The organism is Mesorhizobium sp. LjNodule214, assembly GCF_964252735.1.
Lineage (GTDB): Bacteria > Pseudomonadota > Alphaproteobacteria > Rhizobiales > Rhizobiaceae > Mesorhizobium.
The window spans coordinates 1,557,706-1,579,102 of sequence record NZ_CAXUPE020000002.1 but is presented as its reverse complement, the minus strand read 5'-3'; the positions used below and the strand labels follow the sequence as shown (position 1 = coordinate 1,579,102).

Annotated in this window: 19 protein-coding genes; 8 read left to right on the top strand and 11 right to left on the bottom strand. The window is 64.3% G+C overall.

What is annotated here, in order from left to right:
* The first annotated feature begins 84 nt into the window (after positions 1 to 84).
* Positions 85 to 1,599 carry an L-piperidine-6-carboxylate dehydrogenase gene (gene amaB, locus ACSQ3Z_RS21410; RefSeq protein WP_436173266.1) on the top strand — a complete coding sequence of 505 codons (1,515 nt, stop codon included), beginning with the start codon at positions 85 to 87 and terminating at the stop codon, positions 1,597 to 1,599.
* Between the two features lie 86 nt (positions 1,600 to 1,685).
* Here the strand turns inward: amaB and ACSQ3Z_RS21405 are convergent, their stop codons facing one another.
* The 6 genes from ACSQ3Z_RS21405 to ACSQ3Z_RS21380 all read right to left on the bottom strand — a co-directional run bounded on the left by ACSQ3Z_RS21405 (position 1,686) and on the right by ACSQ3Z_RS21380 (position 7,774).
* Positions 1,686 to 2,774: an ABC transporter ATP-binding protein gene (locus ACSQ3Z_RS21405; RefSeq protein WP_436173265.1), complete on the bottom strand. Its 1,089-nt coding sequence runs from the start codon at positions 2,772 to 2,774 to the stop codon at positions 1,686 to 1,688.
* Positions 2,761 to 3,699, bottom strand: a complete 939-nt coding sequence (locus ACSQ3Z_RS21400) for a PfkB family carbohydrate kinase (RefSeq protein WP_436173264.1) — start codon at positions 3,697 to 3,699, stop codon at positions 2,761 to 2,763. The genes ACSQ3Z_RS21405 and ACSQ3Z_RS21400 overlap by 14 nt, the downstream gene beginning before the upstream one ends.
* A complete protein-coding gene (locus ACSQ3Z_RS21395; protein WP_436173263.1) occupies positions 3,700 to 4,722 on the bottom strand; it encodes an SIS domain-containing protein in 1,023 nt (340 codons plus the stop codon).
* Positions 4,719 to 5,564: a carbohydrate ABC transporter permease gene (locus ACSQ3Z_RS21390; RefSeq protein WP_436173262.1), complete on the bottom strand. Its 846-nt coding sequence runs from the start codon at positions 5,562 to 5,564 to the stop codon at positions 4,719 to 4,721. Before ACSQ3Z_RS21390 ends, ACSQ3Z_RS21395 begins: the two co-directional genes overlap by 4 nt.
* On the bottom strand, positions 5,564 to 6,448 hold the full coding sequence (locus ACSQ3Z_RS21385; protein WP_436173261.1) for a carbohydrate ABC transporter permease: 885 nt from the start codon (positions 6,446 to 6,448) through the stop codon (positions 5,564 to 5,566). The genes ACSQ3Z_RS21390 and ACSQ3Z_RS21385 overlap by 1 nt, the downstream gene beginning before the upstream one ends.
* Before the next feature lie 87 nt (positions 6,449 to 6,535).
* Positions 6,536 to 7,774 (bottom strand): extracellular solute-binding protein, encoded by a 1,239-nt coding sequence (locus tag ACSQ3Z_RS21380; RefSeq protein WP_436173260.1) that lies wholly within the window; start codon positions 7,772 to 7,774, stop codon positions 6,536 to 6,538.
* Positions 7,775 to 7,986: 212 nt separating this feature from the next.
* On the opposite strand from ACSQ3Z_RS21380, the gene ACSQ3Z_RS21375 reads away from it, so the two are divergent.
* Entirely contained in the window at positions 7,987 to 9,201 is a 1,215-nt protein-coding gene (locus ACSQ3Z_RS21375) for an ROK family protein (protein WP_436173259.1), read from the top strand.
* A 5-nt stretch (positions 9,202 to 9,206) separates the two neighbouring features.
* Here the strand turns inward: ACSQ3Z_RS21375 and ACSQ3Z_RS21370 are convergent, their stop codons facing one another.
* The 3 genes from ACSQ3Z_RS21370 to ACSQ3Z_RS21360 all read right to left on the bottom strand — a co-directional run bounded on the left by ACSQ3Z_RS21370 (position 9,207) and on the right by ACSQ3Z_RS21360 (position 12,012).
* Entirely contained in the window at positions 9,207 to 10,073 is an 867-nt protein-coding gene (locus ACSQ3Z_RS21370) for a hypothetical protein (RefSeq protein ID WP_436173258.1), read from the bottom strand.
* Positions 10,074 to 10,206: 133 nt separating this feature from the next.
* Complete coding sequence (locus ACSQ3Z_RS21365) at positions 10,207 to 11,073, bottom strand: hypothetical protein (RefSeq protein WP_436173257.1); 867 nt, start codon at positions 11,071 to 11,073, stop codon at positions 10,207 to 10,209.
* A gap of 225 nt (positions 11,074 to 11,298) precedes the next feature.
* A complete protein-coding gene (locus tag ACSQ3Z_RS21360) occupies positions 11,299 to 12,012 on the bottom strand; it encodes a GntR family transcriptional regulator (protein ID WP_436173256.1) in 714 nt (237 codons plus the stop codon).
* Positions 12,013 to 12,275: 263 nt separating this feature from the next.
* Between ACSQ3Z_RS21360 and ACSQ3Z_RS21355 the strand changes: the two genes are divergently transcribed.
* From ACSQ3Z_RS21355 to ACSQ3Z_RS21330, 6 genes are all read left to right on the top strand, one after another.
* Positions 12,276 to 13,364: an ABC transporter ATP-binding protein gene (locus tag ACSQ3Z_RS21355; RefSeq protein WP_436173255.1), complete on the top strand. Its 1,089-nt coding sequence runs from the start codon at positions 12,276 to 12,278 to the stop codon at positions 13,362 to 13,364.
* A gap of 34 nt (positions 13,365 to 13,398) precedes the next feature.
* Positions 13,399 to 14,688: an ABC transporter substrate-binding protein gene (locus ACSQ3Z_RS21350; protein ID WP_436173254.1), complete on the top strand. Its 1,290-nt coding sequence runs from the start codon at positions 13,399 to 13,401 to the stop codon at positions 14,686 to 14,688.
* A gap of 246 nt (positions 14,689 to 14,934) precedes the next feature.
* Positions 14,935 to 15,849 (top strand): ABC transporter permease, encoded by a 915-nt coding sequence (locus ACSQ3Z_RS21345; RefSeq protein ID WP_436173253.1) that lies wholly within the window; start codon positions 14,935 to 14,937, stop codon positions 15,847 to 15,849.
* 1 nt (position 15,850) lies between these two features.
* Positions 15,851 to 16,669 (top strand): ABC transporter permease, encoded by an 819-nt coding sequence (locus ACSQ3Z_RS21340; RefSeq protein ID WP_436173252.1) that lies wholly within the window; start codon positions 15,851 to 15,853, stop codon positions 16,667 to 16,669.
* 8 nt (positions 16,670 to 16,677) lie between these two features.
* Entirely contained in the window at positions 16,678 to 17,424 is a 747-nt protein-coding gene (locus ACSQ3Z_RS21335) for an aspartate/glutamate racemase family protein (RefSeq protein WP_436173251.1), read from the top strand.
* A 5-nt stretch (positions 17,425 to 17,429) separates the two neighbouring features.
* Positions 17,430 to 18,263, top strand: a complete 834-nt coding sequence (locus ACSQ3Z_RS21330) for a GNAT family N-acetyltransferase (RefSeq protein WP_436173250.1) — start codon at positions 17,430 to 17,432, stop codon at positions 18,261 to 18,263.
* Between the two features lie 69 nt (positions 18,264 to 18,332).
* On the opposite strand, the gene ACSQ3Z_RS21325 is transcribed toward ACSQ3Z_RS21330, so the two are convergent.
* Positions 18,333 to 19,703: an alpha-glucosidase/alpha-galactosidase gene (locus tag ACSQ3Z_RS21325; protein WP_436173249.1), complete on the bottom strand. Its 1,371-nt coding sequence runs from the start codon at positions 19,701 to 19,703 to the stop codon at positions 18,333 to 18,335.
* Between the two features lie 21 nt (positions 19,704 to 19,724).
* Positions 19,725 to 21,392: an ABC transporter ATP-binding protein gene (locus tag ACSQ3Z_RS21320; protein ID WP_436173248.1), complete on the bottom strand. Its 1,668-nt coding sequence runs from the start codon at positions 21,390 to 21,392 to the stop codon at positions 19,725 to 19,727.
* Between the last annotated feature and the right edge of the window lie 5 nt (positions 21,393 to 21,397).

Below are 21,397 nucleotides of genomic sequence, written 5' to 3'. Positions count from 1 at the left end.
CATGACAGCGCCCGATGGCACGATGGTGCGTGGCGCAAGGTTTGACCTCCGTCCCAAGAGCGACGGGATCTGAAAGGGACAAAAATGACGATAGCGAAGGAAACGGCCGAACTGCTGGCGAAACTGGGCGTTGCCAAGGATGCGCTTGTCGGTGGTGACCTCATCGTGCGCAGCCCGGTGACGGGCGAGCAGATCGCGGCGCTGAAGACGATCTCACCGGCCGACGCGGCAAAGACCATCGAGGCCGCGCACAAGGCGTTCCAGGCCTGGCGGCTGGTGCCGGGGCCGAAGCGCGGCGAGCTGGTGCGCCTGCTCGGCGAGGAGTTGCGGGCGCACAAGGCCGAGCTTGGCCGGCTGGTGTCGATCGAGGTCGGCAAGATCCCGTCCGAAGGCCTTGGCGAAGTGCAGGAGATGATCGACATCTGCGATTTCGCCGTCGGTCTTTCCCGCCAGCTCTACGGCTTGACCATCGCCACCGAGCGCCCCGGCCATCGCATGATGGAGACCTGGCATCCGCTCGGCGTCGTCGGCGTCATTTCGGCCTTCAACTTCCCGGTAGCGGTGTGGTCGTGGAACGCAGCCCTTGCCCTGGTTTGCGGCGATGCCGTGGTGTGGAAGCCGTCGGAAAAGACGCCGCTCACCGCACTCGCCTGCGAGGCGATTTTTGCGCGCGCGGTCAAGCGGTTCGGCGCGGATGCGCCGCAGGGGCTGGCGCCGGTGCTGATCGGCGACCGCGCCGTCGGCGAGATCCTGGTCGACCATCCGAAGGTGCCGCTGGTTTCGGCCACCGGTTCGACCCGCATGGGCCGCGATGTCGGCCCGCGGCTGGCCAAGCGCTTCGCGCGCGCCGTGCTGGAGCTCGGCGGCAACAATGCCGGGATCGTCTGCCCGACGGCCGATCTCGACATGGCGCTGCGCGCCATCGCCTTCGGCGCCATGGGCACGGCCGGCCAGCGCTGCACGACGCTGCGGCGCCTGTTCGTGCATGACAGCGTCTACGACGCCCTGCTGCCGCGCCTGAAAAAGGCCTATCAGAGCGTTTCGGTCGGCAATCCGCTGGAGACTTCGTCGCTGGTCGGCCCGCTGATCGACAAGGCCGCCTTCGACAACATGCAGAAGGCGCTGAAGGAGGCTACCGCACATGGCGGCAAGGTGACCGGCGGCACGCGCGTCGAGAACGGCCACCCGGATGCCTATTACGTTCATCCGGCGCTGGTCGAAATGCCCAGGCAGGTCTCTCCGGTGACGGAAGAGACCTTCGCGCCGATCCTCTATGTGATGAAATATTCCGATTTCGACACCGTGCTCGACGAGCACAATGCGGTCGGCGCCGGACTATCGTCGTCGATCTTTACCCGCGACCTGCAGGAGTCCGAGCGCTTCCTCGGCGTCGACGGTTCGGATTGCGGCATCGCCAACGTCAACATCGGCACGTCGGGCGCCGAGATCGGCGGCGCCTTCGGCGGCGAGAAGGAGACCGGCGGCGGTCGCGAGAGCGGGTCCGATGCCTGGAAGGCCTATATGCGCCGCGCCACCAACACGGTGAACTATTCCAAGGCACTGCCGCTGGCGCAGGGCGTGTCCTTCGACATCGACTGAGTATTCGAATCCGTTTCGGCCGCCGCGACCGTCGAACTGTCAAACAAAGAACCGACAACGCCCCGAGGCGTTGTCGGTTTTTGCATTTAGACGGCTATTTCGAAGGCTTTGCCGGTCGCCGGATCGAACAGGCGCAGCGCGTCTTCGTCGAAGGTGAAGGCGCATGGTTCGCCCTTGGCGACGCGGGCGCGTGGCGGCAGGCAAGCCGTCAGCCGTTGGTTGCCGATGCGGGCGGTGGTGACCAGTTCCGGGCCGGTGAGTTCGACCACTTCGATCTCGACCGGCAACGAAAATTCTGGACTTGTTCCGGCCGCCAGGCGAAGCGCCTCGGGCCTGATGCCGACAACGACCGGCGCGCCGTTCGGTGCCGAATTCCTGAAGCAGGCGGGCAGCGGCAACCGCACGTCCGAGCCGGTAATTGCCAACTGTCCATTCTCGACGGTTGCCTGCAGCATGTTCATCGACGGCGCGCCGACGAAGCCCGCCACGTAGAGCGTCGCCGGCTGGTTGTAGATGTCCTCGGGTGCGCCAAGTTGCTCGATCCTGCCGTCGCGCATGACGGCGATGCGTGTTGCCAGTGTCATCGCCTCGATCTGGTCGTGGGTGACGTAGACGACGGTGGTCTGCAGCATCTGGTGCAGGCGCTTCAACTCGGTGCGCATTTCCAGGCGCAGCTTGGCGTCGAGATTTGAGAGCGGCTCGTCGAAGAGAAAAACCTGCGGCTTGCGCACCAGCGCCCTGCCGATGGCGACGCGCTGGCGCTGGCCGCCGGAAAGCTGGCCGGGCTTGCGGTCGAGCAGGGGTTCGATCTGCAGCAGTTTCGCCGCGTCGCGTACCGCCTTGTCGCGCTCGGCGACAGGCACCTTGCGCATCTCTAGCCCGAAACCGATGTTGCGGTGAACGGTGAGGTTCGGATAGAGCGCGTAGGACTGGAAGACCATGGCGATGTCGCGGTTCTTGGGATGGACGCCGAGCACCGAGCGGCCGCCGATCAGCACTTCGCCGCTGGTCGCTTCGGCGAGGCCGGCGATGATGTTGAGCAGCGTCGACTTCCCGCAGCCGGACGAGCCGAGCAACACCAGGAACTCGCCGCTTTCCAGCGCGATGTCGATGCCTTTCAGCGTCTCGACGGCGCCATAGTTCTTACGGATGTCGCGGATTTCAAGCGCGCTCATGGCTGGCGTCCTCGAATTGCAGGGCTCCGCCATAGTTGCGGGGCAAAGTGGAGATGGCGCGGGAGGCCACCTGTGTCGCGAAGGAGAGGCACGCGGCCAGAGATTGATCCCGTGCCTGTGCCGCCAGGAAGGCGGCATTGAAGACGTCGCCGGCGCCGATCGTATCGACGACCTTCACGTCGGGCGCCGGCGCTTCGACGAGGGCGCCATCCGGCCCGACGGCAAGGGCGCCTTGCGGTCCGCGCTTGACCACGACCACAGCGCCTTTCTTCATGCCGAACCTGATCTCGCGCGCGGCATCGACGGGGTCTTCCAATGCGGCAAGGGTAAGCGTCTCGACCTCGTTGAACAGCGCCAGCTCGCAGCGCGACAGCCAGGCGCGTGCGGCTGCGCAGTTCGCCGGCGTCCAGCCATCCATCGGCCAGCCGGTGTCGAGCGCCACGGCAATGCCATGCCTGTCCGCCCAGTCGAAGAACGCGTCATAGTCGCGGGTGAGATCGTCGGTCAGGAAGGAGCCGCAGAGCAGTGCGTAACCGCCGGACAGCCGCTTGCCGTCGAGACCGGAGATGACGTCGGCGAGGCCCAAGCGCGGCAAGTGGCCGCGCGTGGTGAAGAAGGTGCGCTCGCCGTCAGGATGGGTCATGCCGACGGACAGTGTCGTGCCTTCGGGGCACACCGGCCATCTTTCGGCGCGGTGGCCGAAGGCTTCACGCAGCCAGCGGCCGAACTGGTCGTCGCCGACATTGGCGGCGATGTCGAAGTCGACGTCCAGCGCCTGCCAGGCGAGTGCCGTGTTTCCTGCCTGTCCGCCGACACGCAACTCGTCATGGTCGACGACGGTCTCGGTCCCCGCTTTGGGCCACGGTGCGACCGGCCCGACGATCAGGTCGACATTGACGTTGCCGATCACTGCAAGCGGCCGCATTCATTCGCTCCTGGTGATCTTGGTGGAGCGGACCGGCGTGCCGGCATTGTCGACGCGGGCGTCGGCGAAGGCGATCATCAGGCGCTGCGCCACCGGCAGCATGGCCAGGATCGCCGCAAGCCCCGAAGCCGGCTTGAAGGCGAGCGTCACGGCTCCAGCGACCGGCGCCTGTCCGGAGGAATCGAAGATGACGAGCGGCGCGCCGGCCTCGACCACGGAGATGGCCATGGCGGTCACCAGCTCCGCCGTCGGGTCGTCGCCGCGAAACAGGATGATTCCGGTGCGCTGGCCAAGCATCTCCATCGGCCCATGGCGAAGCTGGCCGCCTTCGAGGGAAAAACACGGCAGCCGCGACAGTTCGGCGAGGCCAAGCGCCAGCGCCTCGGCAAGGCCCTGCAGGCGACGGCCGGAGGTGACGATGGTCGTTGCACCGCTCAAGGCGGCAAGCGCGTTGTCGATGTCGGCGTCTTCAGGAGCTTCCAGCGCTGCCAGTGCGGCGGCGGGATCGTCGCCGAGAGCCGAGAGGATGGCCAGATGCAAAGCGAAGCTGACGGTCAGGCTGCGGGTCGCGGCGAAGGCGAGTTCAGTGCCGCCGGCACCGACCAGGCAGGGCACGGTCCGGGCAAGGAAAGATGCGTTCTCCAGCGTCAGGCCGAAGGTATTGGACGCCCTGCTGGATTCCGCGAACCATCTGACGACTTCGGCGCTTTCGCCGGACTGCGAGGTGACGAGCACGGTCCTGCCGGCAAGCGGCAGCGGCTGTCCCAACTGCTCGGAGAGCGGCAGAGCGAGGGCGTCGATGCCGTGCGCCCGGTAGAGCGGTTCGACGGCGCGCCCGACCGCATGCGAGCCGCCCATGCCGAGCAGGAGCAAACGGCCGCTCTGCCGCATCGCGGCTGCGACCTTTGCCGCGATAGTCGCGTTCTGCCTGAACGAGGCGATGGCGTCCGCATGCTGGCGCGCCATTTCGCGGTCGATCGCGAGAAGGCCAGTCGGGCGGGGTTTTCCTGCAGTCATCATCATCCTTTCACGCCGCCGCTGGTGAGGCCGGAAATCAGTGCGCGCTGCATGACCAGGCCGATCAGCACAGGCGGCAGGGCGGCGAGCACGCCGGCGGTGGCGATCAGCCCGTAGTCGGAGACGCGGCCGCCGGCGAGATCGGCGATGGCGACAGTCAGCGTCTTGGCGCGTTGGTCCGAGGTGAACAGCAAGGCGTAGAAGAACTCGTCCCAGGCAAGCAGCACCGCAAACAGCGCCGACGTCGCCACCACGGGTGCCGCCAGCGGCAGTGTGATGATGCGCAGCGTCTGGAACAGGCCGGCGCCGTCGATCATCGCCGCCGCCTCGATCTCGCGCGGTATGGCGTCGAAACCCGATTTCATCAGCCAGGTGGTGAAGGGTGCCAATATGGTCAGGTAGACCACCGCCAGGCCGAAGACATTGTTGAGCAGGCCGAGATAGGAAAGGCCCATGTAAAGCGGCACGGCGAGCGCCACCGGCGGCAGCATGTAGGTGGCGATCACCATCGACAGCGACCAGCCGATCGACGGTGTGCGCGAGACCGCCCAGCCGGCGGGGATAGCGAGCAGCAGTGCGGCAAGCGTCGCCATGCCGGCGATTTCTAGGCTGTTGCGCAGCGATGCGGTGAAGGCGGCTCCGGCGCTGTTTTCGGCCGTCGACAGCAATTGCTGGTAGCGGGAGAAGTCGGCGCCCTGCGGCCACCAGCGCAAAGGCTTGGCGGCGAGGTCGGCGGCCGGCGAAATGCTCATGACGAACAGCCAGGCAATCGGAGCGACGATGACGACGGCGAGCAAGACCGCGCAGACGTAGATGAAGGCGGTGAAGGCGGGGCTCTTGCGTTCCATCAGGTGGCACTCCCGGCGGTCTTCTTCACCAGTGCGGCATAGGCGAGCGCCAGCACGGTGACGAGCAAGGTGACGATCAGCGCCAGCGAAGCGCCGGAACCGGCGCGCTGGAAGGAGAAGGCCTCCTGGTAGACGAGGATCGACAGCGTGCGCGTGCTGTTGGCCGGGCCGCCGCGCGTCATCACCCAGATGATGTCGAAGACCTTGAAGGCCTCGATGGTGCGCAGCACCAGCGCCACCATCAGCGGTCCGGCGAGGTATGGCAGGATGACGAAGCGGAAGCGCGCGAGCGGCCCGGCGCCGTCGACCAGCGAAGCGGCGGTGATGTCGCGCGGCACGGCCTGCAGGGCGGCGAGCGCGATCAGGGCGACCAGCGGAAAGTTTTTCCAGCAATCGGCGATGATCAGCGCCGCCAGTGCCGTACCCGGTTCGCCGAGCCAGGAGCGATAGGCATCGATGAGGTGCAACTGCGTCAGCGCTGCGTTCAGCGCGCCATATTCGGGATTGTAGATCAGCCGCCAGAGCGTGGCGTTGACTACGGTCGGCAGCGCCCAGGGCAGGATCATCAGCGCCCGCAAGAAGGTGCGGCCGCGAAATTCCTGGTTCAGCAAAAGTGCTGCCAGAACGCCGATCACCATTTCTATGGCGACGGACGCGACTGCAAACCAGGTCGTGGTGACCAGCGTGCGCGAAAAGTTCGAGCTGGACAGCATCTTGGTGTAGTTGTCGATGCCGACGAAATTGCCCGCCGTGCCGACCAGCTTGGCGTCGGTGAAGGAAAGCCCGACCGTGTCGACGAGCGGCCAGCCGATGACAGCGACCATGACCACGAGAAGCGGCAGCATCAGCAGCCACGCACGGGTCGTCATCCAGGTGCCTGACATAGGAGGCGCCTCTTCTTGTTCTCAGAAAATGCAGGCTCTGAATAACACGGGCGGCCAAAAGCCGCCCGCGATTCAAGGAATGATGGCTCAGAGGCCGCTGTTTTCCGCAGCCGTCTTCAAGGCATCTTCAGGCGAAGCCGATCCGAGCAGCGCTTCCTGGATCGCCTGCTGCAGGGCGGTCGACATCTCCTGGTATTTCGGCGTCGTCGGGCGCGGATACATGGCGGCAAGCCCGACCTTCGCCGTGGCGATCAGTTCTTCTTGGCCCTTGGTGACGGCCGGGTCATCGTAGGACGACGCCCAGATCGGCAAGCTGAGCTTGGCGTACTGGTTCTGCGTCGCCTGCGAGGTCATGAACTCGATGTACTTCCAGGCTTCGTCCGGATGCTTGGAGACCGCGGTGACGCCAAGACCCATCGAGCCGTTGACGGCCGAGACCTCGCTCTTGCCGGCAATGCCCGGCGCCGGCACGACGCCGACCTTGCCCGCGACCTTGCTGTCCTTCGGATTGTTGGCCATGTTGTACATGTAGGTCCAGTTGAGCGCGAAGGCGGCGTCGCCGTTCTCGAACACCTTGCGGACGTCCTCTTCGAGGAATTCCTTGGAATTCGGATTGGTGACGCCCGACTTGTAGCTGGCGACCATGTATTTCAGCGCGTCGAGCCCGCCGCCATTCTGGAAGTCCGGCTTGCCGTCCTTGAGGAAATCGCCGCCATAGGCGCTGACCAGCATGGCGTAGTCGCAGATCACGGCTTCGGCCTGCGACCAGCTCCAGGCGATCGGCGTCGCCAGCAGGCCCTTGTCCTTGATGATCTTGGCCTGTTCGCTCAGCTCGTCCCAGGTCTTGGGCGGGCTCTTGATGCCGGCCTTCTCCAGGATTTCCTTGTTGTAGAACAGGTACTTGGTGTCGAGGATCCAGGGCATGCCATAGTATTTGCCGTCATACTCGACGGTGGTCCAGGCGCCCGGCAGCACGCCCTTCTTCATGTCTTCGGTGATCTTCGACGAGACGTCGACCAGCACCTTGTTGGTGGCATATTCGGCCGGCCAGATGACGTCGAACAGCACGACGTCGTAGCCGCCGCCCGAGCCCTGCGCGAGCACCGTCTTGTCGTGCAGACCCTCATAGGGAACGAATTCGAGATTGACCTTGATGTCCGGGTTGGCTTTGGCGAAGGCATCCGTCATGGCACGGACGTCGGCCTCGCTGTAGGCGGCCTGCGCCATGAAAAGCGCGTTCAGCGTTGTTTCGGCGAAAGCGTGGGGAACTAGCAATCCTCCGACGAAGACCGCGCCCAGAAGCGTCTTACCGATCGATTTCAGCATTTGTCATCTCCCATTTCCGGCGTTGGCGAGTCGGCGTTGCGTCGCCTTCCCGAATTGATGTCGCGGTGACCTGGGCTTGCTCGAGCGATCGGAGGCGATAGGCATGGAGCCTTGGCCGTCTTCTTATTGGAGCGCTCGGCTTCGCTATTAAGTCAATCCGCTTGACTTAATTAGTCGATCAATCCTTTAATGGTGTCAAGAGGGAAACGCCGGTGAACGAAAACAGCTCGATCCGCGCCAAAAGCGGCACCAACCAGGAAGGCACCAGCGCGCATAACCGCCGCGTCATGATCGAGGCGCTGCGGCTCAACGGCGCGCTGTCCAGAGCCGACCTGGCGCGGGCGACGCAGCTGACCAAACAGGCGGTTTCGAACATCATCGAGGATCTCGAGCGCGACGGGCTGGTCGTCGCCCTCGATACGGTGCGCAAGGGCAGGGGGCAGCCCTCGACCCCCTACAGGCTGGTCCCGGAGGGCGCCTTCGCCATCGGGCTGCAGATCGACCGGCACCTGACTCGAGCGGTCGTCGTCGATCTGGTCGGCAGCGTGCTGACGCGGGCCGAGGCGAACCTGCCGCTCGACGAACCGTCGGAAGGCGTCAAGGTCATCCTCGGTCTCATCGATGGCGTTCGGCGTGAACTTGCCGGCATTTCCAGCCAGTCCGAAAGCCGGCTGGTCGGCCTCGGCGTCGCCATGCCCGGCCCGTTCGGGCTGAAGAATTCCGATGACAAATGGATGATGCCAGCCTGGCAGAAGTTCCCGCTGCTGGAAACGCTGGCGGCAGGCACCGGATTGAACGTCGGGTTGCAGAACGACGCCGCTGCCTGCGCGACGGCGGAGCGCATCGTCGGCGCCGCGCATGGGGTCGACCACGCGGTCTGCCTCTATGTCGGCTACGGTATCGCCGCAGGTCTGATCCTGAATGGCGAACTCTACACCGGCGGCAACGGCAATGCCGGCGAGATCGGCAGGGCGCTGCTGTCGCCGGCCGGCCCGGGCTCGACGCCGCTCGAACATCGCGCCTCGCTCGCCTCGCTCTACCAGCATCTCGGACTGGATGCCGCCGACGCGCATCTCTATGAGCGGATGGACGCGCTGGCGCTGGCAGAGGATCCGAAGGTCATGAACTGGATCAAGGGGGCGGCGCATGATTTGCGCTGGAGCGTGCATCTCATCGAAACGATCTTCGATCCGCAGACCGTGATCCTGACCAGCGGTGCGCCCGAGACGCTGGCACGCCGCCTGCTGGAGGCGATGCAGCCGCTGCTGCCGTCGATCGCCGATCGGCCCGGACGGTCATTGCCGCGCCTGCAGCTCGGCATCACCGATCCGTGGTCGATCGCGCTGGGCGCAGCCGCCGAGCCGATCAGCCGCGCCTTCGACCCGCGCTTCTCGGCGATCCTGAAGACGCGGTCCGGCGGGCTCTGAGGCGATCAGCCGTCCACTAATGCGGGAAAGCACGCCTCGAAGGCAGCATCGATGATGGCGAGCTTGACGGCCTGGGCGGTCATGTATTCGCGGTAGAAGTCGTTCGACACCCACATCACCGAATTGCCGCGCTGGCCGAGCCAGCCGACGCTGCCGAGTTCCTCGGCGTCGCGCAATTTGCGCCCGAGATGCGTGCGCGACAGCTTCAGCCATCTGGCGAAGTCGCCGATCGAAACGACGCCGGTCGGGATATGGTCCAGGCCGGCGTGATCGGGGTCGACGCCCGAGATCAGCCAGTCCATGACGACGCCGCCATTGTTGAGCCAGGTGAACAGCGAAAAGGTCTGCCTGGGTTCGCGCACCGATTTGGATGAAAGCAGGCCGTCCGCCACCAGCGGCTGCAATCTGGCCAGCATTGCGGGCTGCTCAAGGAACCGGGTCAACCGAGCCCCGTCGTCGAGGCTATCCAGCGTCTGCAGATGGGCAAGCACCCAGCCCGCAACCGTCTCCAAAGTGAGCTGTGTTGGTTGCAGGGGCAGAATGCGCCCATCCTCGCTCGCCGGCACAAGCTGGATGAAATTGTAGTGCAGCATCTCCTTGACGAAGGCGTCAGCAGTGTTGCGGCTGGCCACCTCATGCTGGCGGATCACGTCGATGAAACGGGCGGTCGTCAGCTCCTTGCGGTAGTCGCGCGGATCGCGCCTGAAGTGCAAAGCGAGCCCGATATGTGCCATCAGCCAGCGCTGCTGGCTGGCAAAGACGGAGGCAAGGCGTGGTTTCGCCTCATAGGCCAGGAGCAATGCCAGCGCCTGCGCCCGGACACAGCGGTGCAATGCCGGATGACCGGAAATCTTTTCAGCGTTCAGCGCCATCCCCCCAGATCCCGCTCACGTCCCGCAACGACCAGACGGCGATAGCAGTTTCAGCCGGCGACCGCCAGACTGCGGACCGGCGATGCCGAAGACATGATCAGGTGTGCGCGGGAAAGCCGCTGCGCGTTGGCGCTCAGCCATCGCCCGCTGGCGGAAAACAAGCTTCGAAGGCGGCATCGACGATGGCCAGCTTGGCCGCCTGGACAGCCATGTATTCCTGGTAGAATCCCTTCGAGACCCACATCAGCGAATGTCCGCGCTGGCCGGCCCAGCCGATGCTGCCGAGTTCCTCGGCGTCGTGCAGTTTGCGGGCGAGGTGGGTGCGCGACAGCTTCAGCCATTTGGCGAACTCGCCGATCGACACCACGCTGGTCGGTATCTGGTCGAGCCCGGCATTCTCGGGATCGATGCCGGACATCAGCCAGTCCATGACGATGCCGCCATTGTTGAGCCAGATGAACAGGGAAAAGGTCTGCTTGGGCTCGCGCACCGGTACCGAAGCCAAAAGGCCGTCGGCCACCAGCGGCTGCAATTTGGCGAGCTGTTCGGGGTGCTCGAGGAAGGTGGACAAGCGGCTGCCGCCGTCGAGGCTGTCCAGGGTTTGCAGATGGGCAAGGACCCAGCCGGTGAATGTCTGCACAGTGGCCGCCGTCGGCTGCATGGGATGAGCCCGCCCGTCCTCGCTCGTCGAAAGGTACTCGGCGATCTTGTAGTGCAGCATCTCCTTGAGGAAGGCTTCGGCGGTGTTGCGGCTGGCGACCGAATCCCGGCGTATGGCCTCGAGGAAACGCGCCGTCGTCAGCGCGGTATGGCGGTCGCGCGGATCGCGCCTGAAATGCAGCGCAAGGCCGACATGGCCCATCAGCCAGCGCTGCTGGGTGGCGAAGACGGCGGCGAGCCGCGGGCTCGTTTCAAAGATCTCTATCAACGCCCGCGACTGTGCCTGAACGGCGCGGTGCAACGCCGGATGGCCGGCAATATCTTCGGCTTTCAGCGCCATCCTCCAAGTGCTCCGATTCAGCCCCCCGAACCGTGAAACACACATCACATTTTCAGCCTTAACCGTCTGTGTCCAGCGCCGAAAACCCGGCAAAAAGTCCAATTTGATTGCGGTCGGGCCAGGCAGCCTCTTGCTAACTCTTGCAGCCGTTTGGAAACCCCTGCCTTTGGCTTCGGCGAGCGCCTTTGCGCGACCACCAGCACGCTGCGGGTCAGCGGTGGGATATCAGAACTCGAGCGCCTGCCTAAGCGCCGGGCCGCTTCTGACACGGAGGTCCAGATCGGCCTCGATATGGTCGATGTGGTGCAGCATCAGCGCACTGGCGCGTTCGGCATTGCCGGTCTCCAGCGCTTCGAGGATCTGCAAATGTTCGTTGTGGCCGCAGCTCGAAATGCCGGAGCGGCCGTAGAGCGCGATCACCAGTGAGGAGCGCGCGACCAGTTCCTCCATGAAGCGCTGGAGGATGACGTTGCCGGCCACCGATGCCAGCAGCAAATGGAAATCGCCCGACGCCTTGATTTCCGATCGCCTTGCGGTCGGTCCGCGTTCGGCAATGAAGCGGCCCTCTTCCTCGAGCTGGGTCTTGAAGGCGGCGACGTGAGCCGATGTCATGCGGCCGGCCGCGGCGATGGCGATGCCGGGTTCGATGAGCCGGCGCGAGGCAAAGACCTGACGGGCTTCCTCCGGCGACGGGTTGGCGACGAAGGCGCCGCGATTGCGCTCGGTCCGCACCAGGCCCTCGAAGGAAAGCATCTGGAGTGCCGCGCGCGCAACCGTGCGGCTGACGTCGAACAGCGTGCCGACCTCGCCCTCCGACAGTTTGGTTCCGGGCGCCAGCCGTCGGTCGACGATGGCGTCACGCAGCTGGTCGCGGATCGCCTGGGCGCGATCCTCGTTGGCACCGTCGACAGCAGGGAATGTCTGGTCGGCTATGTTCATGGCGGCAAGGTCCCAAAACCCTTCTAGCCTGAATCGGGTGGTCTGCACGAGAGCCAAAGTGAACGCGATCTCGGAAAAGATTGCATACGATTTCTGCTTGCATCGCTAACAATCGCCCATAATTTGTGCACTGCACAAGGATGCCGTTTCAGCAGGCAACCGACCCGAGAACTGATTATTCCTAGGATTCAAACGCTTAAAGCCCGTACCGGCCAACTGGCACGCATGATGCTTTGGTTCATGCGACCAAAGCGAGGAACGGAATGTCCAAAGCCGCCGAAATCGACATCGTGTCCGTTTCGAAAGTCTATGGAACGACGACCGCCGTCGAGGCCATCAGCCTGAAAATCCCGGCCGGAACCTATTGCTGCCTGCTCGGTCCGTCCGGCTGCGGCAAGACGTCGACGCTGCGCATGATCGCCGGGCACGAGAGCATATCGAGCGGTGACGTTCGCCTCGGCAATACCGTCGTCACCGACCTGCCGCCGGCCAAGCGGGGCACGGCGATGATGTTCCAGTCCTATGCACTGTTCCCGCATCTAGACCTCATCGACAACGTCGCCTTCAGCCTGAAGATGAAGGGCCTCGGCAAGGAGGAGCGCCGCGCCAAGGCGCTCGACATGCTGAAGCTGATGCAGATGGAGGCCTATGCGACGCGCCGTCCGGCGCAGCTTTCGGGTGGCCAACAGCAGCGCGTGGCGCTGGCCCGCGCGCTGATCACCGACCCCGAGGCGCTGCTGCTCGACGAGCCGCTGTCGGCGCTCGACCCGTTCCTGAAGATCCGCATGCGCGCCGAGTTGAAGAAGCTGCAGACCTCGCTCGGCATCACCTTCGTCCACGTCACTCACAGCCAGGAGGAGGCGATGGCGCTCGCCGACCTGATCGTGGTGATGAATGACGGGCGCATCGAACAGGCGGCGCATCCACGCACCGTGTTCGAGCGGCCGGCGACGGCCTTCGTCGCGCGCTTCATGGGCGACCATAACGTCGTCTCGGGCCGCGTCACCGGCAGCCGCGACGGCATGGTGCTCTTCGACGTGCCGGGCGGTGGCTCGCTTGCCGCCAGCGGGCAGGGCAGGGAGGCCGGCGAGCCGATCGATATCGCCATCCGCACCGACCATGTGCGCATCGGTGAGCCGCCAGCCAAGGGGCTCGGCTTCACCGGCATCGCTGCCAACGTCGAATACCGCGGCTCGACCGTGAAGCTCTCGGTCAATGGCGCCGGCATCGAGGATTTCACGGTGATCGTCGACGACACCGACTTCTTCGCCAAGCCGGTTGCCGTCGGTGACGCGGTGCCGATCGCCTGGGACGCCGAGGACGCGATCGTTCTCGGCCGTCTCGATTCCTGAACCAGCATAACCAACCAGAACAGGGGAACTGACCATGACCAACACCACAGACACGAAGACAGGAATCTCCCGCCGCTCGCTGCTGAAGACAGGTGCCGCTGCGGTCGGCTTTGCCGCCGGCACCGGCGCCATCACCGGCTTCCCGACCATCTGGGCGCAGTCGAACATCACGCTGCGCCAATTCGGCACCGGCGTGTCGAACCTCAACGCCATCGCCGACAAGTGCAAGGCCGATCTCGGCATCACGCTGGAGATGACGGCGACCGATTCCGACGCCGCTGCCCAGCGCGCCGTGACGCAGCCTGACAGCTACGACATCGCCGACATCGAATACTGGATCTGCAAGAAGGTGTTCCCCACCGGCGTGCTGCAGCCGATGGATGTCAGCAAGCTGAAATATTATGACGAGCTGGTGCCGCTGTTCAAAACCGGCAAGCTGACGCCGGATAGCGTCATTGCCCAGGGCACGGCGCCGCACACGGTCGGCTATGTCGAGGCGCAGGACAGCAAGGTCTTCGCCAAGGCGCCGACCAACTGGTTCACCATGGTGCCGACCATCTACAATGCCGATACGCTCGGCATCCGCCCCGACCTCGTCGGCCGCGACATCACCACATGGGCCGACATCATGGACCCGGCCTTCAAGGGCAAGACCGCTATCCTCAATATCCCGTCGATCGGCATCATGGACGCGGCGATGATCATGGAAGCCATGGGCAACATCAAATATGCCGACAAGGGCAACATGACCAAGGAAGAGATCGACAAGACCATCGACTTCCTGATCAAGGCCAAGCAGGACGGCCAGTTCCGCGCCTTCTGGAAATCCTTCGACGAGAGCGTCAACCTGATGGCGTCGGGCGAAGTGGTGATCCAGTCGATGTGGTCGCCGGCGGTGGCCGCCGTGCGCTCCAAGGGCATCCCCTGCCGCTTCCAGCCGCTCAAGGAAGGGTATCGCTCATGGGGCGGCGGCCTTGGCCTGGCGGCGCATCTGAAGGGCGCCGAGCTCGATGCGGCCTACGAATACATCAACTGGTACACGTCCGGCTGGGTCGGCGGCTATCTCAACCGACAGGGCTACTATTCGGCCAACATGGTCTCGGCCAAGAAGTTCATGTCCGAGGACGAGTGGGGCTACTGGATCGAGGGCAAGCCGGCCAAGGGCGAGATCAAGGCGCCCGACGGCACCGTCATGGAAAAGGCCGGTGCGGTTCGCGACGGCGGCTCTTTCGAAGAGCGCATGGGCAGGGTCGCCTGCTGGAACTCGGTCATGGACGAGGACCGCTATATGGTGAAGCGCTGGAACGAGTTCATCGCGGCGTAAAGCGGACGCGTTCACTGTGATGTTGCGATCCTTCGCGCCCCCCTCTGTCCTGCCGGACATCTCCCCCACAAGGGGGGAGATTGGCAGCTTCATAGCCGGCTTAGCAACGTTGGAGATTGGCGAAGGCAGTTGTGAGAGTTCAATCTCCCCCCTCTTGGGGGAGATGTCCGGCAGGACAGAGGGGGGCGCGAAGGATCACAGCCTGTCGGATTGTTGGCCTTCCGTCACACGCCAAGGCTGTTCCCCATGACCGTGGCTCTCGACCAGCCTGCGGCCACGACGGTGGCCAAGCCCGCCAAGCGTCGCCGCTTTTCGCTCGGCGCCGTCGCGCCCTATCTGCAGTCGGCGCCGCTGGCGCTGATCCTTGGCGCGTTCCTGCTTTTGCCCATCATCATGATCGTCGTCGTCTCCTTCTGGGACTACGACTTCGCGGCCATGTATCCGGATTTCCTGACCACCAACTATTCCGATGTGCTGGGTTCCTGGGTCACCTGGAAGACCTATCTTAACACCATCAAATTCGCCGTCATCGTCTGGGCGCTGACCTTGTTCATCGGCTTCTGGGTCGCCTATTTCCTCGCTTTCCATATCCGCACCACGGCCATGCAGATGGTGCTGTTCCTGGTCTGCACCGTGCCGTTCCTGACCTCCAACATCATCCGCATGATCTCGTGGATCCCGGTGCTTGGCCGCAACGGGCTGATCAACTCGACGCTGGTGCATATGGGACTGGTGCCGAAGCCGATCGAATGGCTGCTCTATTCCGAATTCGCCGTCGTGCTGGCCATGGTGCATCTCTACACGCTGTTCATGGTGACGCCGATCTTCAACACGCTGATGCGCATCGACTGCTCGCTGTTCGAGGCCGCGCGCGATGCCGGCGCTTCCGGCTGGCAGGTGCTGTGGAACGTCGTCATCCCGCTGGCCAAGCCCGGCATGGCGATCGGCACGATCTTCGTCGTCACGCTCGTGATGGCGGATTTCTCGACAGTGCAGGTGATGTCGGGCGGGCAGAGCGCCTCGGTCGCGCTGATGATGAAGAACCAGATGTCGCTGCTGCAGTATCCGGCCGCGGCCGCCAACGCGGTCGTGCTGCTGGTGCTGGTGCTGCTGATGGTCGCCGGCATCCTGCGCATCGTCGACATCCGCAAGGAGCTCTGACGTGAGCCACGAGAAGCGCACCCTCGAATTCTATGTGCTGGCGGCGTTCTTCGCCCTCTTCGTGCTGTTCCTCTATGGCCCGCTTTCGGCGATCCTCATCCTGTCCTTCCAGGGCGAGAATGGCGGCCTGACCTTCCCGCTCAATGGCGTGTCGCTGCACTGGTTCGCCAATCTGTTCGAGCGCCAGGCGGTCGGCGATTTCGGCGGCAGTTTCAGGCGATCCCTGGTTTTGGGGGTGATGGTGATGGTCGTCACCGTGGTGGTGTCGCTGCTGGCTGGCCTCGCCTTTCGCCGCAGGTTTCGTGGCTCGACGGCGCTGTTCTATCTGGCTGTCGCCAGCCTCGTCGTGCCGTCGATCATCATCAGCCTCGGCATCGGCGTCGTCTTCCAGCAGATTGGCTTCCGCCCGGCCTGGTACACATCGGCTTTCGGCGCGCATCTGACCTGGACCTTGCCTTTCGGCGTGCTGATCATGTTCGCCGTCTTCAACCGCTTCTCGCCGGCCTATGAGGAAGCCGCGCGCGATCTCGGCGCGTCTTCCTGGCAGACCTTCGCGCATGTCGTGCTGCCGATGATCGCGCCCAGCCTGATAGGCGTCGGCCTGTTCGGCTTCACGCTGTCCTATGACGAGTTCGCGCGCACGCTGATGAGCTCGGGCACGTTCAACACGCTGCCGCTCGAAATCTACGGCATGACGACGAATGTGACGACGCCAGTGCTCTATGCGCTGGGCACGGTGACGACCGTGTTCTCCTTCCTGGTGATCCTGCTGACGCTCGGCGCCATCCTCTATGTCGGCCGCCGCCGGGCAAGGGCTTGAGAACCGCAGTGCAGATCCTTGTCGTCAATCCGAACACCACGGCCAGCATGACCGAAACGATCGGTGCCGCCGCGCGATCTGTCGCCGGGGCGCGGACAGAAATCGTCGCCGTCACCTCGTCGATGGGGCCGGTGTCGATCGAAGGCTATTATGACGAGGCGCTTGCCGTGCCGGGCCTGCTGGTGGAAATCGCCGCCGGCGAGCGTTCGGGCGCGCAGGCGGCGGTCATCGCCTGTTTCGACGACACCGGGCTGGATGCCACGCGCGCCATGGCCAACATCCCGGTCGTCGGCATTTGCGAGGCGGCATTTAGCATGGCTTCCTTCATCGCCCAGCGGTTTACCGTGGTGACGACGACCAAACGGTCGTGGGTTCCCGTCGAGGCGCTGGTGCTGCGCTACGGCATGGCGGGCCGAGCGCGAGTCCGGGCCGCCGACATTCCGGTATTAGCGCTCGAGGATCCGGCTTCGGGCGCGGGCGAGAAACTGCGCGGCGAGATCGCGCGCGCGCTCGACGAGGATCGCGCCGAGGCGATCGTGCTCGGCTGTGCCGGCATGGCCGACCTCGCGGCAGAGCTGCAGCGGGAGTTCGGCGTTCCGGTGATCGATGGCGTCGGCGCCGCCGTCAAACAGGCAGAGGCGCTGATTGCACTTGGCCTGTCGACATCCAAACGCGGCGCCTATGCAAACCCGCTGGTAAAGCCCTATCGTGGCGCATTGGAATCCTTTGCCCCTGGTGCCGTCGCCGCCGAGTGATCGCAATGCCCCGAACGATCCGGACCCTGACCTCAACCGAGGTTGAAACCCTTGTCGACTGGGCGGCGGGCGAGGGCTGGAATCCCGGTTTCGACGATGCTGCCGTGTTCCAGGCAGCCGATCCAGAAGGTTTCATCGGCGCCTTTGTCGACGGCGAGATGGTGGCGGGCATTTCGGCCGTCGCCTATGGCGCCGGCTTCGGCTTCATCGGCCTCTATATCTGCCGCCCGGACAGGCGCGGCGAGGGGCATGGCAAGGCGGTCTGGGACGCCGGCATGGCGCGGCTCGGCAATCGCAGCGTCGGGCTCGACGGCGTCGCCGAGCAGCGGGCCAACTACCGGCGCATGGGGTTCGTGCCAGCCTATGAGACCGTCCGCTACAGCGGGTGCGTCGCCGGCCTCGCCGGCGGCGGTAGCATCAGACCTGTGGCAGCCGAGCACACAGCCGACATCCTGGCTTACGACCGCAAATGTTTCCCGGCGCCACGGCAAGCTTTCCTCAGCGGTTGGCTGCAGCCGCCGCGCATTGCGCTCGTGGCGATGAATTCAGCAGGCGTTTCCGGCTATGGCGTGGCGCGACAGTGCAGGGAGGGGTTCAAGGTCGGACCGCTCTTGGCCGACGATACGCACGTCGCGTTGCAATTGCTGGGGGCGCTGGCAGCGCCGATGGCGGGGGATGCGCTTCACATCGACGTGCCGGCGGCCAGTAGCGGTTTCATCGCCGCGCTTCAGGCGGGCGGCTTGTCACCTGGCTTCACGACGACCCGCATGTACCGGGGAGGCGTGCCCCGGATTGCCTCGTCAAAGGTGTTCGGGATCACGACCCTGGAATTGGGCTGATCCCAACCAGCCATGCGTTTACAGCGACGCAGGGCGGCAGGGACCAGCCGGTGTCATTGGTGGCGAATGTCAGGCCGCCCGGACCCCGCGTGCCTTGCGCGCCCAGGCGGGCAACCAGTCGCCATGCGTCGCGAGCAGTTCATCCACCAGCGACCATATCTGGTCGAGGTCGAGCTCGGCCGCCGTGTGCGGGTCCATCATCGCCGCGTGGTAGATATGTTCGCGGTTTTCCGTCATCAGCGCCTCGACCGTCAGTTCCTGCACGTTGATGTTGGTGCGGATCAGCGCCGTCAACTGCGGCGGCAACGCGCCGATGAAGGTTGGCTGGATGCCGGAGGCATCGACGAGGCACGGCACCTCGGCCGCGCAATTTTCGGGCAATGAGGTGATGCAGCCATTGTTGCGGACGTTGCCGTAGATCACCGACGGCTCGCCCGTCCACACCGAATTCATGATCGAGGAGGCGTATTCCTTCGACTGCTCGACCTCGATCTTGTCGGCTGAGCGGTAGGCTTCCGCTTGCCCTTTCCAACGCTCGATCTGTTCGATGCAGCGCTTCGGATATTCATCGAGCGGGATGCCGAATTTCTCGATCAGATCCTCGCGCCCTTCCTTGATGAAGTAGGGCGTGTACTCGGCGAAATGTTCCGAGCTTTCGGTGACGAAATAGCCGAGCCGCGTCAGCATCTCGTAGCGCACCTTGTTTGGGCAGCGCGGGTTCCAGCCGGGCTTCGGCGCACGGCCTTCGTGGTAGGCGCGCACGAGATCCGGATAGAGGTTGCGATAGGAGCCGTCCGGCTGACGATGCTCGAACTGCAAATAGAACGCCATGTGGTTGATGCCGGCCGAGCGGTAGCGGATTTCCTCGTAGGGGATGTCGAGGTCATGCGCGAGCTCCATCGCCGTGCCCTGCACGGAATGGCAGAGGCCGACCTGCTTGATGTCAGGATATTTCTCGGCGATCGCCCAGGTGTTGATCGCCATCGGGTTCACATATTGCAGCATGATCGCCTGCGGGCAGACGGCGAGCATGTCCTCGCAGATCTTCCACAGGTGCGGCACGGTTCTGAGGCCCCGCATGATACCGCCGACGCCGAGCGTGTCGGCGATGGTCTGGCGCAGGCCGTATTTCTTTGGGACTTCAAAGTCGGTGACCGTGCAGGGCACGTAGCCGCCGATCTGGAAGGCGACGACGACGAAATCCGCACCCGCCAGCGCCTTGCGCTGGTCGGTATAGGTTTCGGCCCTGGCCTTTACCCCGAGCGTCGAGATCAGCTTGTTGACGACGATGGCGCTTTCTTCGAGGCGCTGCGGGTTGAGGTCCATCAGCGCGATCGTTGCACCGGACAATGACGGACGCTGCAGCACGTCGCCGACGATGTTCTTCATGAAAACGGTGGAGCCAGCTCCGATGAATGCGATCTTGGGATTTCTTGCCATAACAGTCTCCGGCATATGCGATCAGGCTACCTCGAAAGCGGCTTTGACGAGCCGTTCCGTGTAAGCGGTTTTGGGATTGGACAGAACTTCGTTGACGGGACCCTCTTCCATGATCTTGCCGTGCTGCATGACGATCACGCGGTGGCATAGCGCCCGCACGACCTTGAGATCGTGCGAGATGAAGAGGTAGCTGAGGCCCCGTTCGCGCTGCAGCTTGCGCAGCAGTTCGATGATCTGCGCCTGGACCGAGAGATCCAGCGCCGATGTCGGCTCGTCGAGCACGATGAATTCGGGCTCCAGCGCAATGGCGCGGGCAATGGCGATGCGCTGGCGCTGGCCGCCGGAAAACTCGTGCGGGAAGCGCGACAGGATATTGCCCGGCATGCCGGCGCTGACCAGTGCATCGCGTACCCGTTCGATGCGATCGTTCTTGGTGGCGCCGATGCTGTTGACGATCAGCCCTTCCTCGATGATCTGGCCGATCGTCATGCGCGGGTTGAGCGATGAGAACGGATCCTGGAAGACGACCTGCATGCGCGAGCGCAATGGCCGCATCTGCGATCGCGACCGGCCGTGGATGGGCTGGCCGTCGAAATGGATCTCGCCGCTGGTGGCATTGTTGAGCCTGAGCAGCGCCTCGCCGAAAGTCGTCTTGCCGGATCCGGATTCGCCGACCAGGCCCAGCGTCTCGTGGCGGCGAAGGGTGAGGTCGAGACTGTCGACGGCGACGAGCTCGCGCCAGTCGGGCTTGAAGAAGGTGCCATGCCGCAGCATGAAGGAAACGCGGACACTCTTGGCATCGAGAATGATGCCGGATCCTTCCGGCAGCGGATTGGCCTGGCCGCGCGGCTCGGACCCAAGCAGGTGCTGTGTGTATGGATGCTGCGGATTGGCGAAAAGCCTCTCCGTCACATTGTGCTCGCACATCGCCCCGTGCTGCATGACGTAGACATAGTCGGAGAACTTGCGCACCACGGTCAGGTCGTGGGTGATCAGGATCACCGCCATCCGCAATTTCTGCTGCAGGTTGCGAATGAGGTTGAGGATCTGTGCCTGGACAGTGACGTCGAGCGCGGTCGTCGGCTCGTCGGCGATCAGCACGTCCGGATCGTTGGCCAAAGCCATGGCGATCATCACACGCTGGCGCTGGCCGCCGGAAAGCTGGTGCGGATATTGTTTCAGCCTTGCCGCGGGGTCGGGGATCTGCACCTGCTGCAGAAGTTCGAGCGCGCGTGCCTCGGCTTGCCTGCGGCTCGTTTTGCGATGCACTCGGATTGCTTCGACGATCTGGCTGCCGATCGTGTAGATCGGATTGAGCGAGCTCATCGGTTCCTGGAAGATCATCGAAATGCGGTCGCCACGCAGCTTGCGCCGGGCCCGCTCGGAGAACTTCAGGATGTTTTGCCCGTCATATTCGACGGTGGATTTCGACGACACGACCGCGCGCTTCGACAACAGGCCCATGACGGTGCGCGCCGTCACCGATTTGCCCGACCCGGATTCGCCGACGATGGCGATCGTCTCGCCGCGATAGAGCTGGAAGGAGATGTCCTTGACGGCCTGGACCATGCCGTCCTCGACCTTGAAGTCGACGGCGATGCTGCGGGCATCGATGACAGGGTTTTCCGAACGCCCGGCATGGTCGAGCCGGACAGGCGGTGCGAAGGAATTGACGAGCGCGACAACCATCACAT